This window comes from Halapricum hydrolyticum, from assembly GCF_025517535.1.
In the GTDB taxonomy this organism is placed as follows: Archaea; Halobacteriota; Halobacteria; order Halobacteriales; family Haloarculaceae; genus Halapricum; species Halapricum hydrolyticum.
The window spans coordinates 422,191-436,738 of sequence record NZ_JAOPKC010000001.1 but is presented as its reverse complement, the minus strand read 5'-3'; the positions used below and the strand labels follow the sequence as shown (position 1 = coordinate 436,738).

18 protein-coding genes and 1 pseudogene are annotated in these 14,548 nt (G+C 61.7%); 6 read left to right on the top strand and 13 right to left on the bottom strand.

All coding sequences use genetic code 11. The annotated features are described in order from the left end of the window. Positions 1-72 precede the first annotated feature (72 nt). Both dacZ and OB916_RS02325 read left to right on the top strand, forming a co-directional pair. The gene (gene dacZ / locus OB916_RS02330) at positions 73-882 is read left to right on the top strand and encodes a diadenylate cyclase DacZ (RefSeq protein WP_315907661.1); all 810 of its coding nucleotides are present in this window, start codon (positions 73-75) and stop codon (positions 880-882) included. Further along, positions 882-1,679, top strand: coding sequence for a mechanosensitive ion channel domain-containing protein (locus OB916_RS02325; RefSeq protein WP_315907660.1), 798 nt, complete (start codon positions 882-884; stop codon positions 1,677-1,679). The genes dacZ and OB916_RS02325 overlap by 1 nt, the downstream gene beginning before the upstream one ends. A 71-nt stretch (positions 1,680-1,750) precedes the next feature. Here OB916_RS02325 and dhaK read toward each other — a convergent pair whose 3' ends face one another. Beyond that, a complete protein-coding gene (dhaK, locus tag OB916_RS02320; protein ID WP_315907659.1) occupies positions 1,751-2,749 on the bottom strand; it encodes a dihydroxyacetone kinase subunit DhaK in 999 nt (332 codons plus the stop codon). Positions 2,750-2,976: 227 nt separating this feature from the next. Next, positions 2,977-3,282, bottom strand: coding sequence for a hypothetical protein (locus tag OB916_RS02315; protein WP_315907658.1), 306 nt, complete (start codon positions 3,280-3,282; stop codon positions 2,977-2,979). A gap of 231 nt (positions 3,283-3,513) precedes the next feature. On the opposite strand from OB916_RS02315, the gene OB916_RS02310 reads away from it, so the two are divergent. Together OB916_RS02310 and OB916_RS02305 are read left to right on the top strand one after the other, a co-directional pair. Next, entirely contained in the window at positions 3,514-4,008 is a 495-nt protein-coding gene (locus tag OB916_RS02310) for a FlaD/FlaE family flagellar protein (RefSeq protein ID WP_315907657.1), read from the top strand. Between the two features lie 157 nt (positions 4,009-4,165). Further along, complete coding sequence (locus OB916_RS02305) at positions 4,166-5,230, top strand: hypothetical protein (protein WP_315907656.1); 1,065 nt, start codon at positions 4,166-4,168, stop codon at positions 5,228-5,230. Positions 5,231-5,444: 214 nt separating this feature from the next. On the opposite strand, the gene OB916_RS02300 is transcribed toward OB916_RS02305, so the two are convergent. After that, the gene (locus OB916_RS02300; protein ID WP_315907655.1) at positions 5,445-6,218 is read right to left on the bottom strand and encodes a hypothetical protein; all 774 of its coding nucleotides are present in this window, start codon (positions 6,216-6,218) and stop codon (positions 5,445-5,447) included. 77 nt (positions 6,219-6,295) lie between these two features. Between OB916_RS02300 and OB916_RS02295 the strand changes: the two genes are divergently transcribed. Continuing rightward, a complete protein-coding gene (locus OB916_RS02295) occupies positions 6,296-7,006 on the top strand; it encodes a metal-dependent hydrolase (RefSeq protein WP_315907654.1) in 711 nt (236 codons plus the stop codon). A 97-nt stretch (positions 7,007-7,103) separates the two neighbouring features. Here OB916_RS02295 and OB916_RS02290 read toward each other — a convergent pair. The 3 genes and pseudogenes from OB916_RS02290 to OB916_RS02280 form a co-directional block, all read right to left on the bottom strand. After that, positions 7,104-8,492 (bottom strand): annotated as a pseudogene (locus OB916_RS02290) (RNA-guided endonuclease InsQ/TnpB family protein). Between the two features lie 328 nt (positions 8,493-8,820). Then, positions 8,821-9,258, bottom strand: a complete 438-nt coding sequence (locus OB916_RS02285; RefSeq protein ID WP_315907653.1) for an SRPBCC family protein — start codon at positions 9,256-9,258, stop codon at positions 8,821-8,823. A gap of 112 nt (positions 9,259-9,370) precedes the next feature. Continuing rightward, entirely contained in the window at positions 9,371-9,952 is a 582-nt protein-coding gene (locus OB916_RS02280; RefSeq protein WP_315907652.1) for a hypothetical protein, read from the bottom strand. Between the two features lie 262 nt (positions 9,953-10,214). On the opposite strand from OB916_RS02280, the gene OB916_RS02275 reads away from it, so the two are divergent. Beyond that, the gene (locus OB916_RS02275; RefSeq protein WP_315907651.1) at positions 10,215-10,631 is read left to right on the top strand and encodes a hypothetical protein; all 417 of its coding nucleotides are present in this window, start codon (positions 10,215-10,217) and stop codon (positions 10,629-10,631) included. Between the two features lie 213 nt (positions 10,632-10,844). On the opposite strand, the gene OB916_RS02270 is transcribed toward OB916_RS02275, so the two are convergent. The 7 genes from OB916_RS02270 to OB916_RS02240 all read right to left on the bottom strand — a co-directional run bounded on the left by OB916_RS02270 (position 10,845) and on the right by OB916_RS02240 (position 14,374). Further along, a complete protein-coding gene (locus OB916_RS02270; RefSeq protein WP_315907650.1) occupies positions 10,845-11,693 on the bottom strand; it encodes a hypothetical protein in 849 nt (282 codons plus the stop codon). 287 nt (positions 11,694-11,980) lie between these two features. Next, positions 11,981-13,066: a tyrosine-type recombinase/integrase gene (locus tag OB916_RS02265; protein ID WP_315907649.1), complete on the bottom strand. Its 1,086-nt coding sequence runs from the start codon at positions 13,064-13,066 to the stop codon at positions 11,981-11,983. Continuing rightward, positions 13,059-13,391: a hypothetical protein gene (locus OB916_RS02260; protein ID WP_315907648.1), complete on the bottom strand. Its 333-nt coding sequence runs from the start codon at positions 13,389-13,391 to the stop codon at positions 13,059-13,061. The genes OB916_RS02265 and OB916_RS02260 overlap by 8 nt, the downstream gene beginning before the upstream one ends. Then, on the bottom strand, positions 13,384-13,602 hold the full coding sequence (locus OB916_RS02255; protein WP_315907647.1) for a sigma factor-like helix-turn-helix DNA-binding protein: 219 nt from the start codon (positions 13,600-13,602) through the stop codon (positions 13,384-13,386). The genes OB916_RS02260 and OB916_RS02255 overlap by 8 nt, the downstream gene beginning before the upstream one ends. Next, positions 13,599-13,736, bottom strand: coding sequence for a hypothetical protein (locus tag OB916_RS02250; protein ID WP_315907646.1), 138 nt, complete (start codon positions 13,734-13,736; stop codon positions 13,599-13,601). The genes OB916_RS02255 and OB916_RS02250 overlap by 4 nt, the downstream gene beginning before the upstream one ends. Beyond that, positions 13,729-14,034, bottom strand: coding sequence for a hypothetical protein (locus OB916_RS02245; protein ID WP_315907645.1), 306 nt, complete (start codon positions 14,032-14,034; stop codon positions 13,729-13,731). Before OB916_RS02245 ends, OB916_RS02250 begins: the two co-directional genes overlap by 8 nt. Beyond that, positions 14,027-14,374, bottom strand: a complete 348-nt coding sequence (locus OB916_RS02240; protein ID WP_315907644.1) for a hypothetical protein — start codon at positions 14,372-14,374, stop codon at positions 14,027-14,029. The genes OB916_RS02245 and OB916_RS02240 overlap by 8 nt, the downstream gene beginning before the upstream one ends. Positions 14,375-14,548 lie beyond the last annotated feature (174 nt).

Genomic DNA, 14,548 nt, shown 5'->3' with positions numbered 1-14,548 from the left:
AGGCTGAGATATCATGAACGAACGTCAGACGACGCCGCAACCCTTTTTTCTCTCGGCTGAGTTGGTACGATAATGACTGCTGTCGGAAACTTCCTCGAGGAGTTCGCGGACGATATCGGAGGCGTTTGTTTGTTCTCGCCGAGTTCGTCGATGTACAACACGTTCGCCGAAGCGGACGCGCCGGTCGTGGTGATCGGGACCGAAAACGAGGTCGACGCCGACGTGTTCGTCGAGTTACCACTCGAGTTTCGCGACCCGACTGAACGGATCCGTTTCGGGGTCGAAGGGGCGCTCGGACAGGACGCTATCGAAGAGGAGATGACGCTTCTGTGTATCCTGGGGAGTTTCAGCGACGACGCGGATACCGTGATGCGCGTCCGCGCAGGCGCGTTCGCCGATTCGGGCGTCTACGACCTGTTCATGGACTCGCGGCCCGACCCGTCGGTCGTGCGTGACGTGCTCGAAGTGGCGGTCGAGCTCGGGAAGAAAGGGCAGAAGGGCAAGCCCGTCGGCGCGCTGTTCGTCGTCGGCGACGCCGGGAAGGTGATGAACAAGTCCCGGCCGCTCAGCTACAACCCCTTCGAGAAGTCTCACGTCCACGTCGGCGACCCGATCGTCAACGTCATGCTCAAGGAGTTCTCCCGGCTAGACGGTGCGTTCGTCATCTCCGACTCGGGGAAGATCGTCTCCGCGTATCGCTATCTCGAACCGTCTGCTGAGGGCGTGGACATCCCGAAAGGACTTGGCGCACGGCATATGGCAGCCGGGGCGATCACCCGCGACACGAACGCCATCGCGCTCGTTCTCAGCGAGAGCGACGGGCTCGTTCGGGCGTTCAAAAGTGGCGAGTTGATCCTGGAACTCGATCCGGAGGACTACTGATGGTACTCGAGCAGTTTGATCTCCCGACGCTGATCAGATCACTGTTTTCCGAGCGAGGTGCGGTCGCGGTGGCCGTGCTGGTGCTCGTTATCGGGGCGATTGCCGGGTATCTCGTCTGGCGCGGGACGAAGCGGTTCCTCTGTCGACAGGGCATCGACGACGCCGTCGAGGGCACGCTGTTCGAACACACCGCCAACAACGTCGGACTCTCGACGGTCGGAATCCTCTCGCAACTGGCGGCGCTTGCGGTGTATCTCCTGAGCGTGATCGTCGCGCTGAACATCGCGCGACTCGTCGACACCGAGTTCTTCTGGATCAGGTTCACGACGCTGCTCCCCCGGCTGTTCGTCGCCGCGCTGGCGGTCATTCTCGGGCTCGTGGTCGGCGACAAGGCCAAACTCGTCGTCAGCGACCGCCTCAAGAGCGTCAAACTCCCTGAAGTATCGATCATTCCGGAGATTGTCAAGTACAGTATCTTTTACATCGCCGCGCTCATCGCGCTCGGGCAACTGGGCGTGACGACGGCGGCACTGCTCGTGTTGCTCGCGGTCTATACGTTCGGGCTGGTCTTTCTCGGTGGGCTCGCGTTCAAAGACCTGCTCGCCGCCGGTGCTGCCGGCATCTACCTGTTGCTCTCTCAGCCGTACGGGATCGGCGACGAGGTCGAGATCGACGGCACGCGCGGGATCGTCCAGGAGATCAACGTCTTTGTCACCCACGTTGAGAGCGACGATGTCGAGCACATCATTCCGAACCAGCGGGTGCTCAAGCGCGGGATCGTCCGCATCCGCGAGTGAGCGGTTCGGCACGTCAAAAATCGAGACGTAGTTGAACGCCGATCAGCACCGGTGCGTGGCCCGACGGCTGATCAGCGCTTGAGCGCGGGCGTGTCGGCCTCGGCAGCGAGCAACTCCTTGAGTTCGTCGTCGACGGTCGCCACCGTGATCGAGGCGCCCATCATGTCCAGCGAGGTCATGTAGTCGCCGACCATCGCGTCCCAGACCTCCAGGTCGTGCTCGTCCATCAACGCCTGGACTTTGCGGTTGAGGACGAACAGTTCCATCAGCGGCGTGCCGCCCATGCCGTTGACGATCGTGACGACTTCCTGACCTGCGTCGGGGTCGAGGTCCTCGATCACCTGGCCGGTCAGCTCCTCGGCGATCTCGTCGGCAGGCATGATGTCGACCCGTTCGGTTCCGGGTTCGCCGTGGATCCCGATCCCGAGCTCGATCTCGTCGTCACCCAGATCGAAAGTCGGTTCGCCCTTCTCGGGGGTGACACAGGAGGTCAGGGCCGTCCCCATCGTTCGGACGTTGTCGATCATCTTCTCGGCGAGCCGCGCCACTTCCTCAAGGTCGTCACCGCGGTTGGCGGCGGCACCGGCGACCTTGTGGACGAGGATCGTCCCGGCGACGCCCCGACGGCCGGAGGTGTACAGCGAGTCCTCGACGGCGACATCGTCGTTGACGACGACCTGTTCGACGTCCTCGACGCCTTCCATCTCGGCCATCTCGGCGGCCGTCTCGAAGTTCATCACGTCGCCCTCGTAGTTTTTCACCACGCAGAGGACGCCTTCACCCGAATCAGTCGCCTGGATCATCTCGCTCAACTCGTCGGCGGTCGGTGAGGTGAATACCTCGCCCGCGGCCGCGCCGTCGAGCATGCCGTCGCCGATGTAACCCGCGTGTGTCGGCTCGTGGCCCGATCCTCCGCCGCTGACGATCGCGACCTTTCCATCGACCGGGGCGTCTTCCCGTACCATCACGTTCGTCCCGTCGAGTCGGCGCAGTCGGTCTGGATACGCTACCTCCATTCCATCGAGCATCTCGTCTACGACGTCTTCCGGATCGTTGATCAGTTTCTTCATGGTTCATTGTGATTGTCTACGCGTATCGTGAAATAGTTTTCTTTACTGTGGGTGTTAACACCGGTCGTAAATTTCCGGACCCTTATATAGGGCCGATAATGTGATGCTTTCCCGCTCGTTCGGTCCAAGGGGTCGCTTTGTTCACTCTCGCCCCTCTCATACTGCCAGCCACAGCATTTCGGAACCGTTCGGCACCCCGTTGTGCCGAATGTCTTTACAGGGGGCTATCAGGCCTCGACTTCGAGTTCGTCGTCGGTCTCGTCGATCTCGATCGACGCTGCCGGTTCGTCGTCGCCGAACAGGCGACGAGCAATCGCCGTCGCGACGACCGAGACGATCAGACTCGCTGCGACGAGTCGTCGGATGTTCGGACCCTCATCAGACGTTTCGGGCTCTGTGATTTCGGTTTCGTGTGTTTCGATCTCGGGCCGGGGTGTCTCGATATCCGCCATGTCGGCCGCCTCTAGCGCCTCGTTCGTCCCGAACTGGGCGTCGTCCAAGTGCACCTCGAAGAGGGTCAGTTTCTGAACCATGGGAAGACTACGCTCGATGTCGTCTTATAGCTGCTGTGGCACATGCGGTCACAGGGACGGTACCGCCGGTCAAGGGAGACTCTGACCCCCGCTGGCGGTGGAACCCGCTCCCGGCGGCGACATCGGTGGTAGTCCACGATACCTCCGATCACTGCCGAAAGCGCGTCTGACGGGCGTCTGACCGGTGTGGAAGATTTAACATCCGGTAGGATCAATATTCGCCCAGCAGGTATGACGATCAATCCCAGGGACTACGACCTCGAAGAATTACGGAAGATGGCGCACGGCCGCGAGCGCGGCTCGGTCCCGGACGAAGAGAACGTCCCGGACTCGGAGCCGAATCTGGAGTGGGGCGAACTCGAAGGCGAGCGCACCGTGACCGACGACGGATTTCGAGCGCGCCTCTACCGGGAACTGATGCCGCTGATGGCCGGCAGCGACGACACGACCAAGCCGTACCTGGCAACGCTGCCGGAGACGCAGGCCGCGGAGTTTCTCATCTTCGAGTGGCTCGAATTTCTCCTCCTCCACGGCGGGTTCCGCGGCGCACAGGAGGCACTCGACTACTACGAGTCGATCGGCTGGATTACTGACGACGTCGAGTCGGATCTGGACGACTACCTGATGGGCATCGAAGAAGTCGGTGCCAGCGACGGATCCCAGCTGGACGTCGATGACCACCTGTTGAGTCTCGTCTACATCGCGAAGTTGGCCGCGATGCACTGATCGACTGCCGCGTGCGCCGTACGAGCAATTCTCGCCAGGATCGCCCGGCCGTGCTGAATCCCGTTGATCGGATCACTGATCGTATCCTCAAAGAATAGTAAATTCTATTACTTTTTCCGGGCGGTTATATACTTCGGGGAGTCCATCAAGCAGCCGTATGAGCGAGGACGACGAGACTGACGACGCGACTGACAGTTCGACGGACGGGCCGGTTCCGGTCGGGGTAAAACTCGGCAGTACCAGGACCGTAATTGCCTATCCTGACGACGACGGCGATCTCGAGATCGTGAACACGCTCACCTGTATGGCGACCTACGAGGACGCGCTCACGGGCGAAGAGCGGGTTCTCTACGGCGAAGAGGCGGCCCGAGAGTATCCCGACCGGGTAGAGTTTATGCTCCGGTCCGGGCTCCCGGAAGACGACGACCGGGCAGAGCTGACGAGTACGTTCTTCGAGGAAGTCATCGAGACCAACGACATCCCAGAAGACAGTGCCGTCGTTTACGCGATCCCGACCATCGACAACGAGGCCGGCTTGAAGAACCTCGAAACCGTCATCGAGAACAGCTCGATCGGGACGGAACTCGTCGAGAGCTATCCCGAATCACTGTGTGGCACGATCCCGGGATTCGGCGACGATCTGGAGGCGATCAACGAGATTCTCCTGGCCGTTAATCTGGGGTCGACGAACCTTGAAGCGTCGGCCTACCGCCGCGGCGAGCAACTCGCGCCGTATACGACGGGCGCTGTCACCGGTAACGAGGTCGATCGCGTGATCGCCAACCACGTCGAGGAAGAGACGCAGGGGCGGGTCAACATCGACGTACAGACCGCACGCGAATACAAAGAAGAGCACGCGGACTTCGAGGACTACGAACCGTTCACGGACATCATCCAGCAGCCCGGCGGTGGTGCACACGAGTTCACTATCGAGCGAAGCGTCATGGATGCCGTCGACGAATACGTCGACGACGTCGTCGACGAGTTCGCCAACACCTTCCTGCCGGAACTGGCCAACGAACACATGAAGGTGTACAATCTCGCGCTGGAGAAGCCGGTCGTGCTCACCGGCGGGATGGCCTGTATCCCAGGCATCGTCGACGAGTTCGCCGAGCGGGCCAGCGACGAACTCAACCGCGACATCGACGCGATCGCACCGGACGAACCGGCACTCGCGGCGACGCTCGGCGCACAGCGAATCGCCGCCCGACTCACCGATTGATCGGCGACCAGCAGGCGAACCACGACAGGAACCGCCGCACGTCCGGCGGAAGTGACTCTCTCTTTGTGTCGCCGTTCGCACACGGTTGTGGACCCTCGGTCGTTTCCGGCCGAACGCGGAGTTCGGTCGGCATATCGATGACGAGACGTGCCATTGTGTGAACCTGTGTGTCACGATGCCTAAAGGCCCGTCAGACAGTTGTCTGCCGACCGTCCTATCCCGACCGTCGCTGCAGGACCTCGGCGACCGCGCTTCGAAACGCCGGCGAGGAAGGGTCGATACCGGCGTCGATCAGCGTGGCCCGGTGGCGGCGAGCGAGCCGCCCCAGCGTCGTCTCGACGCTCCCCTGGGTCGGGAGTTGCTCGGATACGAGCGTCTCGGCGGCGGATTCGGCCGACTCGAACGATGCGGCAGGCTCTGGCGGTCGATCGGGATCGAGCAGCCGACCGCGCCAGCCGTGTTTGTCCGCGAAGACGACTCCGGCGACCGCTCGGTCGGCCCAGTTACTGTCTGGAAACGTCTCGCGACCGGGGTCGATCGCGTCGGCTCTGACTTCCCGGTCAAGCGGTGGCGCCGGGCTGAGTCCGAGCCGGTCGAAACTTGCGTGTGCGTTCTCCGGCGCGAGCAAGCCACCACGCGCAGGAACGCGAACGTCGTAGCCCAGGAACGCGGGTAACCGGTCCCAGTCGTAGTCGATCCGGTGCTGGCAGGTCGCGACCCCGTAGAAGGTGACCGAGTCGGGGTCCCCGATCGCCTCGCGGAACGCGTCCCGGCGGAACGCCGACCGGATCGTCTCGATCGCGGGGCTGACAGCCGGCGGTTCCGAGCCGTCTTCGTATCGCCGCCGCTTCCCGCCGAAGACGAACCGTCCGTCCGACTGGAGCGTGAATCTGAGCAGCTGCCCCTCGACGTACTCGAGGAGCCAGTGGTGGCCCTGTCCTGTCGCCGGGTTCTCGGCCACGTCGACGCACGTCGGGAAGGAGTCCATCGAGTGGCCCGAGGGGCCGCAACCACCTAAAACAGGGGTGATTCTAAGTGGGCGGATCGTGTACGTGCGACTGAACTATGGAACTCACCTGGCACGGCCATTCGACGTGGTACGTATCGGTCGATTCGACAGACCTGCTGATCGATCCGTTCTTCGGAAACCCGAAGACGGACGTCGACCCGGCGGCGCTCGATCCGGATTACGTCCTGCTCACGCACGGCCACGCCGACCACATCGGCGACGTGGATCATTTCCAGGGGACGCCAGTCGCGGCGACGCCCGAGGTCGCGGGCTACGTCGAAGACAACTACGGCGTCGAGGAGACGATCGGGTTCAACCTCGGCGGTACGGTCGAACTGGGTGACGCGTTCGTGACGATGCACCGGGCCGACCACACAAACGGCATGGACACCGACTACGGTGCGTCGGGGGGGATGCCTGCCGGATTCGTCGTCTCCGACACACAGCCGACGCAAGTCAGCGACGTCGAATCGACGACGTTCTACCACGCCGGCGACACGAGTCTGATGACCGAAATGCGTGACGTGATCGCGCCGTATCTCGAGCCCGACGCCGCCGCCGTCCCGGTCGGCGATCACTTCACCATGGGACCGATGCAGGCCGCCGTCGCCGTCGACTGGCTGGACGTCGATCACGCCTTCCCGATGCACTACGACTCGTTCCCGCCCATCGAGATCGACACCGACGAGTTCGTCCGCGAGGTCAAAGCGACCGGCAGCCTCGCCGAGGTGCACGTGCTCGACGGCGACGAGACGTTCCAGCTATGACATCCTCCGCGCCGTGAACAGAGCGGGACTACGTCCCTCAAGCAGTCGGGCGAAGCCCGACGACGGCGCGGTTTCCTCCGTGGGAGTCTCAGCCGGCCTAGGATTCCCCGGAGGCAACATTCCCGTTGTGGTGGACGGTACTCGGGTCTGTGCGCTGTTCTTTGAGACGGTGAGAGCGTGGTGACTCCGACCATTGGTGGTCGTCCCACTGGAACCGCACGGGCCGTGCCATCGGCCTGACTACCTGTTCTGTATGCCGCTTCAGGAACGTTGCTGACGCTGTAAGGTCGGCGTGGCCCTCGAACCCACACGGACAGGTCAGCGTGCCTCGGTGCCGTGTCGTTCGGTCTGTCGAACCGCACTGCGGGCACTCTTGGCTCGTCCACGCCTCTGATCGGACCTCGACGGAGATACCGTATTCCTCGGCGGTACACGCCAGTCGTTCGGTGAATTGCTTGAACGCCCAGAAGTTGTGCGTCTTCTCGTTTACCCTGACCGACCAGTGCGTCTCCAGTACGTCAGTCAGTCCGCCGATATACACCGTATGCACGCCGTCCTCGTAGAGTCGTTCCAGCAGGCCACGACACAGGGCTTCTTGTGCGTGGTCGCGGCGACGGGTCCGCTTCCGGTACAGCCGCCGGATACGCTTGCTACTGTACCGGCCTTCACGGAGTTTCGACTGTAACCGGGCGATTTCTCGCGTCGTCTCGCGGAACCGCTGGAACAACTCGCGGCCCTCGTACAGGTATTGCTCGCCGGTCGTGGTGGTACACGCGACGAGATTGTTCGCACCAATGTCCAGAGCGGCCGTCTCTGCGGCCAGTGGAGTGTCCCGTGCATCAGTAATAGTCACGGGTTGCGAAGCTCGGAAGGTGCTGTCAGTCTCGTCGTACCACAGTTCTAACCGGCCCTGTTTCTCGTAGTCGGGCCAGTTCGGGTCGCCAACGATTTCCAGCCGGAGACGGCCGGTGTGGTCGTACCGGTCTTTCAACTCACTCCCGACCAGTATCTCAAGCCGGGACCGCTCGCCCCATTCGACGGTATAGGCGTCGTTGCGAATGACGCCTTTGAGTTGTCGCCCATCGTCCTCGTTGTCGAGGCGAATCTACGATTCGCCGACCATTGGAAATCTCCGATTTCCAAGACCACGGAATCCCGGCGGTTCCGGGTGTTCCGTGACCGACGTGTTCGACTCGTCATGGTACTGGTCTTTCAGGCGGAAGAAAGCCCGCCACGCTTCGGTGTTTTTCCGAATCACCTGTTGGGCGGTGGACGCGCCGAGAACGCCTTTGTATCGGCCTTCGAGAGCGCCGGTATCGGCGTCCCACACGTCCTCCCCCTCGAAGCCGTCTTCGTCGTTGTACCGTATGAGGCGCTGATAGTTGACTTCGTTCCAGAGAGCGGCGGAAGCGTCCAACAAGTCGCGTAGCAATTGCTCCCCTTCGTTGGAGAGCGGTCGCACGGCAAACGTGTTGGTACGCTTCATCAGCCACTCCTGTATACGTCCGCTTCGGGTTTGAATGTCAGCCATCCGCAGTGGAAGTGAAACTCGTCCGTCTTGTTGGAATCTCAGGGTCAGCGATCTCTCGGCAGAATCTCACTAGAGCTTACGCGCTTCACGCCCGCCCTGTTCGGTCCTCGGTTCCGACCGCATGTCGGAACACTCGTCCCTCACGGGAAGGGCGGGACTCTCGCGCTGTTACAGGTAGCCGAGGCGACGACGAGGGAAACGGTCTCGTGACGGTTCCCGGATCAAGCACGGTGATCTTTTCCCAGCCACCGTCGCGGACAGTTTCGTCGTCTGCTCTCCCTTCTCAATCACGGGCTTCGAGTCGCGCCTTGATGTTCTCGAGCGTCGTCCGCAACTCCCGCTCGTTGTACCGGCGGACGAACGGCCCCGCTACGGCCGAGAGGACCGTGCCCGGGAGTTCGTAGTCGGCGCTGTAGCGCAGTTCCGTCCCGCCGTCGTCGTCGACGGTTTCGATCTCGATCTCACCTTCGAGGCCGCCACGCATCTCGAAGACCATCCGCTCGTTTTCCTCGTGGGTCCGCTCGACGAGTTCGCCGTCGAGTCCGACGCCGGCCATCTTGTAGGTGTGCTCGACTCGCTTGCCGCCGTTGTCGAGCGGTTCGACGTTTCGGACCTTTGCCAGGCTCGGCGTCACTTCCGCGTGGTTTCGGGGGTCGTCCAGGTACTCGAACACGTCCTCGACAGGTGCGTCGACGTGAATTGATCGGCTGACCGAGACCATGGCGGCATTTCGTCCGACGACACAGAAGACGCTTTTCTCTGACGACACAGAAGACGATGCTCTCAGGCAGACGTCACGACGGACAGGCCGGCTGGACGAATCGGGTCTGCGGTCAGCTGTCGTGTTCGGCACGCGATTTTATTCCCAGCATCATACCTCGTTCCATGATGAAATGCGGCAGTTCGTATGTCAGGTATCGGAGGGCATATCCGACAGCCGACCGGGTCTCGGGTTTTCGCCCTCGCACGAGAAAGCGGGTTGTGTCGTCATCGATCGGGTCCAGGTGAAACGTCCAGATCCCCCCGTCGTGTCCCTGGAGAATGAGGGTTCGACCGGAGTCGATACGCTCGACAGTCATCGACGTGACCGAGCTCTGCAGCCAATAGTCCTCACGGACCATACGAATCGAATCGCCCTCCTGTAACTCCTGCAGTTCCGGAACGATGCGATCGACGTTGTGGATGTCTGCGCCGAAGAGGTTTTCGAGCCACGTGTAACTGTAGAAGCCGCCGCGCCCCTGTCCAAGCTGGACTATCCAGGGCCAAACCTCCTCGCTGGGTGCCTCAACCGTGACAGCGCGAGTGGTTTCGTCACTCGGCTCGGGAACGATCTCGTCGCCAGGCAGGTGTCGATTTACTTCGTCTCCACTAGCACCCCATCGCCGGTGCCACGGGCGGAGAAGGAAGTGATACACTGCCAGAATCACGCCGCCCGCGATGATCGCAGTCCCTGTTCCACTGATTCGCCCACCCGATGCTCTCGCTGAGTCTGTTTGTGACTTGGTTCTCATCGCTCTGGATATTCTCTCCCGCGTCTATATATACGTACCAGCGTCAGGTGGTACGCTCTCTTCCGGGCTACCGACCTGAAGCCCTCGCCTGGTCCGCTCGTCGCAGCGAGACTGCTGCATTAACATAGGAATATTTATATGTTATTTTGATTACCAGGAACTTGTGATGGTATTGAAATGGATGTTCGCAGGACTGCTGGTACTGCAGACACACTTCGTGGCTTCCTACGTCGTTCCGCTGGACAAAGAGGCCCAGGGCGAGTTTGGCGGCCTGTTGAAATGGGTCTGGCCCTGGAGCGGTGGTGACAGTGGGTTGCTGGGTCAGGTCACAGTGTCTTCGGGCTTTCCGCTCTCGGGGTTTTTCCTCGCCGCGATCGCTGCAGTGCTGTTTGCCCTTGCGGGCCTGGCAGTGCTGGAGGTCTGGGTCTCGTTCCGCTGGTGGAGAATCCTGGCTGGTGGGGGAGCTATCCTTTCCATCGTGCTGATGGCGGGGTTCTTTGGAGCGACGAAGGTGCTGCCGATGACTCTCGATTTCGTCGTTCTGTGGGCTGCGATCACCGACTGGCTTCCGACTACCGGCTGAACGCCGAATCCAGCCTAGTGCGGTGATGGAGTGAGCGCGACAGACGACTGCACGACAGTACCGTAGACGACGTACTGTCGTCCGTGACTGTTGAGCGATTGCGGGCTCCCTCGGCGAACTTGACGGCCGCGAGCGGCCCGCAACGGATCTACAGCGACGACTCGAAAGGCGATACGCGTCCATCAACGCGAGGCGATTCCACCTGAGAGGTGTTCAGCGAGTTTCCATCCCGATATACAGGGAAAGTATAGCAATCAGATACAGCGTCATACCTCCGACGACGCCCCACGTCAGCACGTTCGACGGGTCGAAGTTATCCCAGACACGGACGACACCGATCAAGACCAACGTGAAGCCAAGTATCTGACTTTGGACCAGTATTCGGGCGGCACTCCAGCGTGGATCGAGTACGACGACGCCGTTAACGACACCAAAGAGTGCAAACCATCCCGCCAAAATTCGGGCCGTGAACGGGGAGACGGTCCATGGCCACACACCAATCATGGGATCCGGGGCGACAAACAGGACGATGGCACTGGCTGTGACGATAACTCCGATACCACCACCGAGCACCCGCACTGCTTGTGGAAGACGGGGCTCACTTCCTGCCAGTTCCCCGGAATCGGTCCGCCGATTGAGCGCCCAAATAGCTGGAATAAGGACGGGAGTGACTGCGTAGAGGAAGACCCAGAGATCGAACGTAAAGTGACTGTGGTTGAACTTTCCCCAGTGGAGCACGGTGGCGATGGCCATCAACCACGTGAATGTGGCGATCCCGAGGAAGACCGGGGCGACAGTGTGCCACTCGTCAACAGTGGAAACCCGATAGAAGAAATACACACCTGCTCCATAGCCTGCGCCCATGACGATTGGCGTCATTTCGGGTCTGATGGTCCACGCGAAGTATTTCGTGGTTTGATCTGGGAGTCCATAGAGGACCAGAAATGCCGCGGCTAGAAACGGGATAATGAAGCGCGCGACCCATCGGGTAATCGGAAGGACTTGCCCGTCACGGGCAGGGGTGCCCACCCATCTTCGAAGGACTGATTTTCCCTTGCCCATTGCTACCACACATTTCACATCTTTATTCAGCGTACGAGCATATATGCGTTCCCCACCGTATCATCTATATCAAAATCTTCCCCCTTTCGGAGCACAGCCATCACCCCTGAGAACGTGGTAAGTGTCGGAATGCCCTGGGAATCTCAGTAGGGACGGCGCAGATAGTCGAACGCGGGAAGACGGTCGCTACGCTCGCAGTCTTGTGAAACACGGGCAGGAATGGGCCGGCGCAGCGCGGAACTACCCCGTCGCCGACACATTCTGACTGGCGGTACTGTTCGGCGGAGTTACTGGTCCTGATCATGGTCGATATTGAGGTTGGTAAGTAGCGGCCGCCGGCGATTCTCCATGCGGTCACGGAGTCGCTGGCGTCGCTGTTCGGGATCGGCTTTGTCGTAGTGCTGTTCGATCGTCTTCACCGTCGCGTTGACACGTTCAGCGACGTCCTCTGGCGGCCAACCCTCGTTGAGCAGCCAGGTGATCGTTCCCGTTCGGATGTGGTGGGGCGCGCGGCTGGACGGGCACTTGCTCGCATGTGCGTACTCCGTCCACTGACACGTCTCGCGCTCCTTCCCGTGCGGACACGGGCTATGCAGACACGGCTGGGTCGCCTGATACGACCAGACGCGAACAGTGTTCTCTCCGGGCCGCCCCTTCGCGCTCGCGAGTAGCGGCTGACGACCGTAGTCGTCGTGGACGTCGTAGCGGTGATGCTCGATATACGCCTCAAGGACATCGGCCGTCTCGCGCGTGATCCCGGCCGGACGCTCACCGCCGAGCTTGTTCTTCAGCGGTGTCCCCGTATCCGGCCGGTGGCGAAACTCGACGTATGGGTCCTCATCGAGATGGACGTCTCGAAGATCGAGCGCGCGGAGACCGCCCTGTCGCGCACCAGTGAACCAGGCGAGTTCGATCCAAGCGTGCGGGCGCGTCCCGTAGGCCTGCTCGTCGTTCCGATAGTACTGGATCAGCGCGAACGCGTCATCGGCGTCGAGCTTCTTGTTGCTCGACCGATCCTCGGGATCGAGATCGGGAATACGGACGCGCTCGGCGAGCCCATCGTCGACGGCCTCGACGTCCTCAAGGAACTCCAAGAACGATCGAAGCGTCCACATCTCGCCTTCGAGTGTGACCGGCGCGATCTCGGCGCTGCGGATCTCGTAGTACTCGTCGAGGTCGTAGCCCTCGAGCTGGCCGACCTCACCGATCCCGACCGAGTCGCACCACTCGACAAAGAGCTTCAGGCGGTACTCCCAGCCTTCGATGCTCTTGTCGGTCGAATCCGTCCGACGACGTCGGAGGTACCGCTCGACTGCAGCCGCCGGAGTCAACTCTTCCGGGTTCTGGCGGCGACGGCCTGTACGCTCAGTCATCAGCGATTGCCCTCCTGGGGCCGGTCGAGGCGGTCGGATCGTTCCCGAGCGCTCGCTCGACGACGTCGCGGTGCTCCATCAGGATGTGGCGATAGACGCCGTTCTGGGTCTCGAAGGTGCGCCCGCAGTACTCGCAGGTCGTACTCTCGTGGTCCTGATAGGGGTCCCACTCGCCGGCACAGTGGCTACACTGCTGGTGGTCCGGCAGGTCATCGAGATCGCGCGCGGCGTAGTTCGCAGCCTGATTCAGCATCCGACAGTCCTCGTCGGTGTGGTAGATGTGCCGATTCGTCGCGTTCGTCGAGACGTAGACGGTCTTACCCATCCCGACCACCGTCCTGGAAGACGTCGAGCTTCGAGCGCGCTCGCATCAGCAGATTCGAGACGGTCCCCCAGGATCGATCCGTCTGGCGGGCGTACTCGCGGCCGCTCATCCCCTGCTCGTAGACGGCTTCATAGGCGTCGCGCTCGGCGGGCGAGAGCTTCGAAAGGTCGGGTTCGTGGTCGGCGAGAGTAGTCTGTTTGGCGGCGCTCATCCGCCGATCCCTCCCGTGGCGGTCTTGAGATCGATCGCGGCGGTGTGACCGCAGGGCGCGAAGGTGTGTTCGGTCGGGCCGGTCGTCGTGATCGCGGCGACCTCCTGGCCGCAGGTGGGACAGCGCTCAGTCATCGGCGATCGCCTCCTGGCGCTCAAGTTCGATTTTGCGACGACGCAGCCGCTCGCGCTCGTGATGAATCCGGACCTCAGCGTGTAGATCCTCGTGCGTCGCCATTCCGAGCATCTGGTCGATAAATCCGAGTTTCACCGCGAGGTCATCGTCGACGAATCGGTGTTGTCGGATCTCGCGAAGTTCCGAGTGAGCGTCTCCGATCCGTTCGCGCAGTTCTCTCGCCTCTGCCTTCTCCTCGCGAAGTTCGTCGAGTCGAGCCTCGATCTCGTCGAGCGTCATGTCGTCGACGTCAGTCATCGGCGATCGCCTCCTGGTCGACGTCGTCGGCCTCGACGGTCGGCTGGGCGATCCGGTGGGCTTCTTCGAGCGCGTCGGCGTCGACGAGCCGCTGCTCTCGGTACGTCTGTGGCTCTCCGTCAGGGTGGAAGGTCTCGGTTTCGACGTATTCGATCTTCTCGACGGCGTGGGGCGGGATCTTCACCTTCGAGGTGTCCCAGCGCTTCGCGCGCACCCAGCCGTTCGGCAGGGTCGAGACGTCAGCCGCAAAAAGGGTCTCGTCCCTGCTGAAGATCACGGCGGGCGTCCAGTTGACCGAAAATTCTCGCGGGTCGATCACGTCGCGACCGCCGTCAGTCATGACGCGCTGGTTGTCGTCGGCAGTACTATTATCCGGCGCGACTCCCCGGCTGGCTTCCCGGCTAGCCTGCCAGTCGCCCCTGTCCTTATCAGAGACGGGAGTCTTTTGCCGATCCGATACGATACTCTCAGTACGGGCCTTACGGCCCGTGCGTGTGGTTTCGGACATGGTTGC